Here is an 11427-nt window from a genome sequence, read left to right as displayed (position 1 = left end):
CTATTACCTCAACGAATCTGTTAGAAATTTGAAAACTGTCATTCCTGACAGCCATCACCAATATTTCTTTCTTACTTCTTGCCCCCAAGAAATAAAAACGGGCATATCTGATATCAATTCAAGATACCGTGCCATAGCCCGATCAATAACGCATAATTAACAATTCTTCGGCGCTAGCTCCCCTAACAATGGAATAAATAATCCACCTTATTATGCACAACAAGAAATTCCATTTTTTCCATATAAATAGAATTACACCTAATACCATAAAGAAACATTATAAATTACAATTAATTCCACCACATATTATTTTATGATCATAAAATAATATTAGCAGAGTAATAATTAACGCAATAAAATATTGATTTCCACCCGATACATTCCAGCCAGATAGTTCTTTTATGCAGTTTTTTGGACGTCTGGCGATATTTCCCAACACGTTGTGCAAGCTAGAAAAAAGCTTAATATCATTCAATTTGTATATACCTCAAAATATATAAATTCAGATTTTTCCACCGCTTTTTCACTCTTGCCTTCTTCACATACTATATGTACATGCCGGTTTATGCACACCGTCTGCATTCACTATTTATTCACAAGAACGGCCAACAAAAATCACACCTAATGGGTAGATTCTTAATTATAGCGAGTTATTTAAAATAGGCCCTATATGTCCAAAATCGAGATCATGAAATATTAAGGATAATAATCAGACTATATTACCACTAGGGAAAACATTACCATGATCACATCTTAGATGACTTTCTCAAAATTATTTATTACAAGAAATATTTACAACAACAACTCTACAATTAAATGTACGATTTTAATACCAAGTCAATCAAAAAAATAAAACAAAACAAACAATAAAACCCAACTTAGATCACACAATATAAAATAAAAACAATAATAACAAATAAACTTAAAAAAATAACTCACATTGGAGTTATAACTTTAATTATTCTGCTTTGACCCATAAAAAATTCGGTATAAATAATATATTCCGGATTATCACCCAGGCATTAAATGATTCTATATTGCTTAATATATCCGTATTACAGTAACTCCCCATCACAATGCACTGCAAACACCCTATTCAAGGTCTGAGCTAAAACCGTTTTATTTTCATTATTCTCCAATAAACCAAAATGGTTACTAGGAATAACAATCAACCGAAGTCAAGAGTCAGGCATTATCTGTACCCAACCTAACAACGGTTCTCTATTTAACAACTCCGGTTTTTCATCCGTGACAAAAGAAACAGAAGGAGAAGGTTCTATCGCATAAAACTGACGCAGCAATTACCGCTAACGCTTGCAGTTGATAATCTCTAACTGTTTGCGCATAACGCGCTATCTGCTCCCAACGTTTTGCAATGAGATCATGACGGGATATAACGCCAATTCTTGTGCATCTTCAATAAACTGAACAAAATTCAGCTCATCAATTCACCCGTACAAAACGGCAACCTCTTCTGAGAAAACACGCTATTTATTCCTTCTATAACTTACATCTTTAAATATCAATGTCGCAGCCGCTAGAATGACGGGAATGGATAAGATTGCAAAAATAGTGCTGTTATTTAATCCAAATCTGATAAATTCTGCCCCAAATAAAGCACCACAGATCCCGCCTAATCTTCCAAATCCTAACATCCAGGCAACACCGGTTGCCCTACAATGAGTTGGATAAAATTGTGCTGCAATTGCTCCCATTGACGCCTGTGCGCCATTCATTGTTGTCCCTGCAAGAAATATTAAAATACCCAATAAAAATACACTTTCCCCCAGACCAATAGAAAAGACCAAAATACCAGTAAGAATATAATTAGTTGCTACTACCTTGTGAGGATTAACCCGATCCATTAACCAACCAGAGAAAACAACGCCGATTCCACCCCCCAAAGGAAATAATGCCGTAAGCACGGCTGCCATACTAATGCTAAAACCAGCATCGCTCATTAAAATCGGCATCCAACTTGTCAAAACATAAAAAACCAATAATCCCATGAAATAGGTTATCCATAACATAGTTGTCCCAAGTAGAAATCGGCTGGAAAAAATAGTTTTGATTGAAGATTCATGGATAATTTCTTCTTCATCAAATGTAAATTTCTTTACCTCATTTAAAAGTCCGTTTGTCATTTTAAACAAAATTCGTCTTATATCTTCTTCTGAATTACCTTTTAAAATGAGATATTTCAGTGATTCAGGCAGTAGGAAAAAAAGAAATACAGATAAAAACAGGGGCAAAATCCCCCCTAAAATCAGAACACCTTGCCATCCAAAATGTGGGATAATCCACGCAGAAAACATTCCGCCTAGCGCCGCACCAAAAGGAAAGCCACAAAAAACGATATTTATTAACAAAGATCTCCGATGCTCTGGTGCATACTCAGATATTAAAGTTATTGCATTTGACATTGCTGCACCAAGACCCAATCCTGTCAAAAAACGCAAAAGAGTTAATGTCTGTATTGAATCAGCGGCGGCGGTAACCAAACTAAACAGACCAAAAACACCCACTGATATTGTAAGTACTAATTTTCGACCAAATCTATCAGCAAGCGGACCAGAAAAAAGTGCGCCCAATGCTAAACCAAAAAGTGCAGCGCTCATGGCTGGCCCAAGAATAATGTTTTCTACGTTAAAGTCATTTATCACTGCTGGTGCAATATAACCCATTAATGCTGTATCAAAGCCATCAATAGTCACGATAGAGAAACAAAGAATTAATATTTGCCATTGGATTTTTGAAAGTTTTTGACTATTGATAACATTCTAGATATTGACTGTTGTCATACTATTCATTTTAAATCACCGACGTTAAAGAGTGCATTATTATTAATTAGAAAGATAAATCATCCAGTTAACTTCAATTCATCTCAATGCAAAATGTGGATGCAAAGCATAAACTAATATTTTATTGGTATAAGAGAGCTAATTGGTTAATTTAGCCCTCCTTTATTATAAAAGAAACTCATTCAAGTTCAAATTGGCGCAAGGCACGACGATCATCCGTGTGATCATATTGATCTACTTTGAATTTACGTAAATCTGATTGTTGAACCATTGTACCGTCACCAACAGGTCGATCACCTTTTATTGTTACTCGTTCCATCAAACGCGGATTGGGATAATAATCATGAACCGCAGCATGCTGAACAGAACGATTATCCCAAAACACAAGCATATTAGGTTCCCAATGATGCCGGTATTGATATTCTAAAATGGAAGTAGAGCGATATAAGCTATGCAGTAATTCAAAGCTCTCTCTATCATCCATGCCTTTGATATATCGAGTGTAGTGAGGATTAACAAATAAAATTCTTTTCCCCGTTACCGGATGTATACGCACTACTGGATGGCTAATGGGTGGATATTGATCTTCATTTTTACGCAGTTGTTGCCTCCCTTTATCCGTTTCAGGAAAAAGATATTTGTAAGATGCAAAATCGTGTATAGCTTCAAGCCCAGAAATAAATTGCTGCATTTTATTTGAAAGTGCATTATAAGCGGCGGTCATACTCGAAAAACAAGTGTCCCCTCCAATTTCAGGAACAACTTTAGAATAAAGTATCGTTCCTAAAGGTGGACATTCCCGATATGTCTCATCAGAATGCCAGCGATCAGTTAAGACCGGCGGATTACCTTCTTTATAATCAAAGACAATAAGCTCCGGAACCTCTGCTGAATTTTCCGCGAAAGGATGAACCGTCAGCTCACCAAAATACCCCCCCATTCGCAATAAATCTTCCGTTGAAAGGTATTGGTTCGGAAAAACCAAAACTTCATGAGTAGCCAATGCATCAGATATCGCTTGAATACATCCATCATCTAACGGTTGACTCAAATCAATGCGGGTTATCTCAGCACAAAAATATGGACTTAGCTTACGTAAAGAAAACCTTTCCTTAATATTTTCTGTATTAATTTCATTTATGCTCATGTTATCACCATAAGAAATTTTTAATTGACGTTATTATTTGCAAGCCTATTATTATATCTACTGCCCAGAAGATTGATGCCAGAAAGATTAAAACCAATGAACAAAAATCTCTCAGAATGGATGTTACTATAAGATTACCCGATATATTCCAAGAGGAAATTACAGAATAAAAAATTGCAGATGAAAAATTGACTCAATCGATTAAAAATATAATCCACTCATCATTATCAAAGAAACACGCATTAACGCGAAAAAAATGCAATCAAAAATAGAACAATAAATTCTCTGTTACCTTATTTTTGTAGATATAGCAGAGCAGAAAAATGAGTAAAGAAAAAAATCTTATATTATTCCATTATTACGCAACTCAGCTATTTCATCATCTTGGTAATTTAGCCATTCTTTTAAGATCATTTCAGTATGTTCTCCATGCTCTGGAGCAGCAGCCCTGACGGTTTGCATGTCACAAAAACGACTAGAATGAAATGGTTGCCCAACTAATGATAATTGACCAAGACGGGGGTGATTAATTGAACATTTCATTTTCAAATGATTCATTTGCTCATCATTCATTGCTTCCTCTATCGTATATAAAGGCCCACAAGGAATCCCTACAGCATTAAGCTTTTCAATTATCTCGGTACTTTTAAAATGTTTTATTCTTTCTGTCAATTTATTCCATAATGAAGCTCTATTTAAAGACCGCAGGGCAATATTGCTATATTCATGAAAATCAGCCAACGCTGGGATATCCAAAATTTTACACAAAAGTCTAAATTTTGAATCTTCAGCAGCAGCGATATTAACTTGTCCATCAGCCGTCGGAAATAACCCTATAGGCATTAATGTTGGATGATCATTACCCATTTGGGTTGGTACCTCACCATTAGCAAGCCACCTTACCACCTGAAAATCAAGCATTGAGATCGTAGATTCAAGTAAAGAAGTATAGACCCACTGTCCCAGGCCTGTTTTTTCACGATAATAAAGCGCCATTAAAACTGCCTGAGCTAACGTCATTCCCGCACTTATATCAGTGATTGCTACACCAACACGTACAGGTCCGCTACCAGGTATACCAGTCACTGACATTAAACCTGACATTCCCTGAATAATCTGGTCTACAGCAGGTCTTTTACAGTAAGGACCTGTTTGCCCAAATCCTGATATACTCCCGCAAATAATACGTTCATTTATTGATTTCACTGAGTCATAATCAAGGCCAAGCCGATATTTAACTTCAGGTCTGAAATTTTCCAAAACAACATCTGCTTTACTCACCAGTTTTTTAAACACGCTTTGCCCATCATCTGTTTTCAAATTCAGAGACAAACTCTGCTTGTTTCTATGCAGATTTTGGTAATCAAATCCTTCTCGTGAGCCACCCATGCTGTCCCCAAGCTCGGTAGGCTCTTCAATTTTAATGATTGTTGCCCCCCAATCTGCCAATAATCGGGAAGTAACAGGGCCCGCTCTATGCCGGGTAAAATCGAGAACAAGCAGATCATACATTGGTAATTGAGACATATATTTTTCCTATAGTGATAGGTAAAAATTCAAATTTTCTATCTGTAAATAATGAGTCATTAATTTCCAAAAAGAAGTTAGAATATTTTAAATTGGAAATACAATCGAATCAGGAATTATGTTTGTATCTAGAATACACATTCTATCTTTGAATTTTAATATACCGTCATCTTGAACTATTACGTCATGTGAACGTCCACAAACAAGTAGTTTACTGGATTCACCATATAAACTTTCATATATCGCAAAAGATGAACATGCTTTAATGCCATAAACATTGACGTCATCTATTGATATCAATCGTACACCACTGACTATTCGGCATTGAGATCTTCTGCGATACATGACCGTCTTTTGCAATGCAATAGCTCTGTCCTTAATCATCTTTTGCCCATCACAGAGTACAAAACTCAGTGGAAAATTTTGATTAAAATTCTCCCTGGATGTCATTCTATAGTGGCTATCTTTAACAAAAAAATTTGGCCATTGTTCAATGTTACCCTCATCCAAAGACTCGTTGTAGACGGCATAAAGCCATTGAACATCCAACGTGAGTTCACGAAATTTTAGCGTTCTATTCATTGTCTGCATAACCCATAATTATTTTATAGTATTTATAAAACCCTCGAATAGCTGACTCAGTCATCATATGATCCGCATCCTCCTCTCCATTACCCGCTTCCAGAACGGCTACTGAGTCGGGAGAAGCCGCTGAACCGATCTGAGCCATTGCCAATATTTCATTATCGTCAATTGTTACCAATCCCGACGGGCCAAATAAGTTTGCCTGATATAGTCGTTTTTGAATCAATTCAGGGCTATCCGATTCATATCCGAAAAATGTCCAGGTTTTAATACATGAATCAGGCCCATTTGGTTTCACATGCCTCATGACCAAACAATTTAATTGTTGCAAGAATATCAGATTTGGCCAAATGGTCATTACGACCCCCGTACCATGCTCATATTCATATTGATACTCAATTAATCGTTTATCATTAAGACTGAAACCATTTTGAGAATTCAGCTGTTTCTTAAACGGGTCATTCTGAGCTTGCTTAAATGTTGCGGTTGAAACAAGAACACTGCTGCGTCCGTGTTTATCTACTTTAACGTGAGTTTCTTGATCAGAACGCCAAATACCAAAAGTCAGGAAAAATGAATGCAGCAGTGCTGCATGAAATGGATCCTTTACATTTTCTACCTGAAGCTTCCAATTTGCATGCACTCTATGCTGCATTTTTCCAATAACACGTAATGTCTTGCCATTACATACCCGATCAAAGTAAGCCAATATGCCAGGCCCCAAATACGCTTCAAACGGTTCAATCTCAAAGCTGAAACTTGCAAAAACAACGCCATGCCGCTCAGTTACATTAAGTTGTTCTAACCCATGTTCAGTTGAATCAAAGCATGGTGACATCCCTCCCTTTCCACCAATACCCCGACGAAAAGGCATACCAACAAGAGTGCCATCAAGATTAAAAGACCATTCATGATAAGGACAGGTAAATAATTTCACATTCCCCCGCCCTTGATGACATATCTGAGCACCTCTATGTGTACAACGATTTACAAATACTCTAAGTTTATTTCTTCTGTCCCTCACAAGAATTACCGGAACTTCACCTACAAATGTTTGAATAAAATCACCGATATCCTTTACTTCAGTGGTTAAACCAACATAGTTCCAGGTTCGACTTTTGAAAATATAATCTTGTTCACGATTATAAATTTCACGATCTGTATATACCTCAGACGGCACCCGACGGGGCCCCTCAATTGGCCATTTCAACGTCAGCTCCTTTTCCTGATTCCTGCGTTTTCTTATTTATTGAATGCTCATCTGAATTGTGCACTACCAAATCAGCAATTCGCCCCATAATAGACATCAACACAGACCAGCCTTGACGTTGAATTTCAAATAATCGTTCTCCGTCACCCAAAGATATATTTCGTAAGAATGCATAACCCATTGCCATATGCTGATCATCAGTGATTGTATGAATATCAAAATGACCTCCAGTGGCAGTGGATGCCATCTCAGGCTGAATATGCTTATAGAAGAATATTGCTGAGGCTTCGACAACTAAGTGAACCAAAACAACTTTTTCAATATCACTAATTGAGTTCATTTTCCAAGGGAACCACGCACTTGTGGATTCTAGAACCGGATCAAATACAATTCGAAGATCTGTTCGACTCTTCGATAAAATACGGTTATGGCCTAACTCTTCAATCAAATGAAGCCAAGCCAATTCTTCAAATTTAGGATCCTGTAAAGTTATCACCCGTGCCAGAACCATTTTTTGAAAATGATTCGACCAAACTTGGAAACAATCCAGAAATCTTTTCTTAGCTTCAGGATTTTTAAGCAACCCTTTCCGTACAAGCGCGAATAAACGATGTTTATCAAATCTATCCATATATTTTTCATTGAGCTGGAACAGTTGTTCAGCAATATTTTTATCACCCACCTTCTCTGATTTCATTTCAGGATAAAAGACTGCCCATGGATCTGTGATATCTTCATATAAACCGCGAGAATCGAATTGGATTGAAAGACCCCAAAATCCATTAGGGGTCATCCCCTTAAATCCATGTAGTCTACCTGGCGGCACTAAAAGAATATCTCCGGCATTCATGTCAACCTTTATCTCACCCGTCGTATGTGCTCCACCTTCACACATTAATATCATTGATTCGACTGGGTGAATGTGCTCATTTAATTCTTCACCTGCTTCCAAACGTACCCACGCCATAGAAATACGATTATCGCCAGGAAGGAAATTGACAAGAGATTTATTCTTCATAAAATCTTTAACATGTCCTAACCAATGTTCAACACCATCAACTTCAATTGTTCTCATTGATGGAATTTCATCTCGTTTAACCAACATAATATCAGATAATTTTTTCATTTTTATTCTCACTTATTATTTAAAATACAAATAATTTCACCAAAGCGAGATCATGAAGTCCAAACCAATTAAATTAATCTATACCGCCACCAAGAAATAAACTACTACTCTCATTTCTTCGCTTGGATCGTTTTAGTCATTCGTACAAAAATACTCATAATTAAGTATACGATTACGATAACAAACAATCAATGAACACAATAAAACAAATAATAAAGTTCGATTTAGCTCACATAACTAAAAATAACAGAAGAAACATCAAAGCAAAAGAGTAATAAACCTGAAATTATATATTCCGGCAGATTCATATAATTATTTAAGTTGACCACAACAGTTACATAAAATAACTCCTTCATTTCAGGCTTATTTCTTCACATCCCTTTTTAAATAACATGAATATTATCATTTACAATCTGACATAGCATGAAAATATCAATTATCACTCCATCACACATTTTCAGGGATGCGAGCATTTTGGACGCAAGTTGCATACACCAGAGCAATCGCCCCCAGGAAAGCACCGACGATGCAGACCCCGGACCACCCTGCGTAGGAAAAAATCCATGAAGAAATCAGCGATCCGGCAGCAGCGCCAATGAAATTGGAAGTCATCATTCCCGCAGTAAGGCGGCTGCGAGCCTCTGGATCCAAACGATAGATAGTGTTCAGGTTAGTGACATGAACACCTTGGATAGCCAAATCCTGCAACAAAATACCAACCAGCAAGGACAATACAGAGATCTGACCAAATGCAACGGGTAACCAAGACACTAACAATAATATCAAACCGATATAGGTGAATCGGTTGCCCTGCCCTTGATCAGTCATGCGTCCGAACCAGTTGGCTGCATAAGCGCCAGCAGCACCGGCCAACCCGAATAACCCGATAATGGTGTTTGAATAAGAATAAGGTGGACTAACTAAGAGAAAGGTCAGGGACGTCCATAGCATACCGAACGAAGCAAACAAAAGCCCCCCCAACAGGGCACGGGCGCGAAACAGAGGTTCATCGGTGTACAAGCGGATTATAGAAGCAAGCAGACGCTGATAACTCAGCGCTACCGGGCTTTTATAACGTGGAAGTACGAACCAGAGTGCACCAGACATAGCCAACATCAACACAGCGGCAACCCAGTAAACGGTACGCCAGCTGCCAAGGTCGGCCAACGTGCCAGCCACAGTACGGGCCAAAAGGATCCCTAATAGCAACCCACTCATGACCGTACCCACAACTTTGCCTCGTTCGCCCGGAGCGGCTAAAGTGGAAGCAAAAGGAATCAATACTTGCGCTACAACCGACAAGCCACCAGCAGCAACAGTGCCCAATATGACAAAAGAGAGGCTGGGTGCAAACGCCGTGATCAACAAACCGAAGGCAGACAGAACCATCATAAGCACAATCAGACTGCGCCGCTCAATGATATCACCCAGCGGCACCAGCAAGATAAGCCCGGCGGCATAGCTCAATTGGGCTACCGTGACCACACTTCCAGCCGCAGCAGTGGACACGTTAAATTGTGAACCAATGCTGTGCAACAAAGGTTGAGCATAGTAGTTGCTCGCCACAGAAAGACCGACTGCCACCGACATAAGCAGCACGATGAACGAAGTCAAACGTGGAGGCGCGCTGGCCGGGGAAAACGAGAGTTTCACCGGTTTTCCCCGGGAAAAAGCATTCATGATAATTTCTCATTTCTTTGAAATACTACTAATTTATTTTATCAAAACCCTGCTGGCAATTCATAATATTGGATTTTCATTATCTGTAAATCCTTATAATGCTGCCTTGAAGGCCTTATAATACCTTTTCTTTCTTAGGTAGTTTTATTAGGAGGAAAAGTGAAACGACATATTTCTCTTGATCAGCTCGACTTCCGGCTACTCAATGTTTTTATCACCATCTTTCGTCAACAACATGTGGGACGTGCCGCTGATATACTGGGGATGTCACAACCAACTGTTTCAACACTGCTGGCCCGCTTGCGTCGAATTTCCGGTGATCCGCTGTTTATCCGCAGTGCACAAGGTATGCAACCTACTGTACTGGCGCGTAACTGGGCTGAGCCAGTTGCATCGGCACTGACCATGTTGGAATCAGCCCTCAATGCCCCATCAGATTTTGATGTTGCAACATCTCAGCGTACTTTCAGTGTGTACATGACAGATGTCGGCCAAATGCTCATGCTTAACCGATTAATGTCCCGGTTTGAGACAACAGCTCCCGGTATACGCATCCGGGCGATCAGTACCTGGGAAGGTACCCTGGCAGATCAGCTTGATGACGGAAGCATTGATATTGCCTTTGGCTGGATCCCTCAACTTAAGGCACGTAAAACCAGTTCACTGCTATTTAAGGATAGGTATGTAGGAGTGCATGATGCGGACACAGCGCCTGCGCTACACCGTTATGCAGTGGCTTATGTTCCCAATTCAGCGCATCAGATTGTGCCTGAACGTTTTCAATTGCACGGCATCAAACCCGTGATCACTGTGCCAAACTTCTTTATGTTGCCAGAAGTGCTTACAGGGACGTCTATCACAGCGGTTGTTCCAGAACGGCTGGTTCATCTTCTATCCCAACAAAGGAGCACAACATTGCGCATTGTCGAACTCCCTTTTAAGTTGCCAATGATTAGCATCCGGGTACATTGGTCTGCTGGAACATGGCGAGATGAAGGTATTGACTGGCTGCGAAACCAAATAATAGCCAGTATCAATGACTATCCTCCCATTAAGGACTTTCCGCCTTGATAAAATCATGTCGAAAAGATATTAAGTCATTATAAATGATAAATTGATTTTCAATTATCAAAAAGTTCACTTTGATAATGACCTGTGAAATAAGCTTTCTATTCTAATAATGAAAGGATGTCTCAATCTTAAATGCCACTGACTCAACACTGATAAAACTGCCCTGCCTATCTAATTATATGAAAATTATTCATTCCCTTATTGTTAAATACAAAAATCCGGTATAAACAATATATACCGGATTATCATACCAATATTAAATTATTCTATAATGGTTAAT

Annotated in this window: 8 protein-coding genes; 1 reads left to right on the top strand and 7 read right to left on the bottom strand. The window is 38.6% G+C overall.

The annotated features are described in order from the left end of the window. Window positions 1–1487: 1487 nt before the first annotated feature. From ACUN2T_RS09700 to ACUN2T_RS09670, 7 genes are all read right to left on the bottom strand, one after another. Window positions 1488–2714, bottom strand: a complete 1227-nt coding sequence (locus tag ACUN2T_RS09700) for an MFS transporter (protein WP_445497287.1) — start codon at window positions 2712–2714, stop codon at window positions 1488–1490. 265 nt (window positions 2715–2979) lie between these two features. Further along, a complete protein-coding gene (locus ACUN2T_RS09695; RefSeq protein WP_445497286.1) occupies window positions 2980–3948 on the bottom strand; it encodes a TauD/TfdA dioxygenase family protein in 969 nt (322 codons plus the stop codon). Between the two features lie 342 nt (window positions 3949–4290). Beyond that, window positions 4291–5475, bottom strand: coding sequence for a CaiB/BaiF CoA transferase family protein (locus ACUN2T_RS09690; protein WP_445497285.1), 1185 nt, complete (start codon window positions 5473–5475; stop codon window positions 4291–4293). 87 nt (window positions 5476–5562) lie between these two features. Next, entirely contained in the window at window positions 5563–6057 is a 495-nt protein-coding gene (locus ACUN2T_RS09685; RefSeq protein ID WP_445497284.1) for an aromatic-ring-hydroxylating dioxygenase subunit beta, read from the bottom strand. Further along, window positions 6050–7270, bottom strand: coding sequence for an aromatic ring-hydroxylating oxygenase subunit alpha (locus ACUN2T_RS09680; RefSeq protein ID WP_445497283.1), 1221 nt, complete (start codon window positions 7268–7270; stop codon window positions 6050–6052). The genes ACUN2T_RS09685 and ACUN2T_RS09680 overlap by 8 nt, the downstream gene beginning before the upstream one ends. Then, on the bottom strand, window positions 7254–8396 hold the full coding sequence (locus ACUN2T_RS09675) for a cupin domain-containing protein (protein WP_445497282.1): 1143 nt from the start codon (window positions 8394–8396) through the stop codon (window positions 7254–7256). The genes ACUN2T_RS09680 and ACUN2T_RS09675 overlap by 17 nt, the downstream gene beginning before the upstream one ends. Before the next feature lie 447 nt (window positions 8397–8843). Next, on the bottom strand, window positions 8844–9986 hold the full coding sequence (locus ACUN2T_RS09670; RefSeq protein ID WP_445497841.1) for an MFS transporter: 1143 nt from the start codon (window positions 9984–9986) through the stop codon (window positions 8844–8846). A 249-nt stretch (window positions 9987–10235) separates the two neighbouring features. Between ACUN2T_RS09670 and ACUN2T_RS09665 the strand changes: the two genes are divergently transcribed. Beyond that, window positions 10236–11147, top strand: coding sequence for a LysR family transcriptional regulator (locus ACUN2T_RS09665; protein WP_445497281.1), 912 nt, complete (start codon window positions 10236–10238; stop codon window positions 11145–11147). The last annotated feature ends 280 nt before the right edge of the window (window positions 11148–11427 follow it).

The organism is Photorhabdus machadonis, from assembly GCF_052657765.1.
The sequence above is the reverse complement of the archived record's forward strand: the minus strand, read 5'-3'. Positions and strand labels throughout refer to the sequence as shown.

What these genes read in the sequence shown, in the direction of transcription:
- ACUN2T_RS09695 (WP_445497286.1), bottom strand. Translation starts at nt 3,948, where the DNA reads ATGAGCATAAATGAAATTAATACAGAAAATATTAAGGAAAGGTTTTCT.
- ACUN2T_RS09690 (WP_445497285.1), bottom strand. Translation starts at nt 5,475, where the DNA reads ATGTCTCAATTACCAATGTATGATCTGCTTGTTCTCGATTTTACCCGG.
- ACUN2T_RS09685 (WP_445497284.1), bottom strand. Translation starts at nt 6,057, where the DNA reads ATGAATAGAACGCTAAAATTTCGTGAACTCACGTTGGATGTTCAATGG.
- ACUN2T_RS09675 (WP_445497282.1), bottom strand. Translation starts at nt 8,396, where the DNA reads ATGAAAAAATTATCTGATATTATGTTGGTTAAACGAGATGAAATTCCA.
- ACUN2T_RS09670 (WP_445497841.1), bottom strand. Translation starts at nt 9,986, where the DNA reads ATGTCGGTGGCAGTCGGTCTTTCTGTGGCGAGCAACTACTATGCTCAA.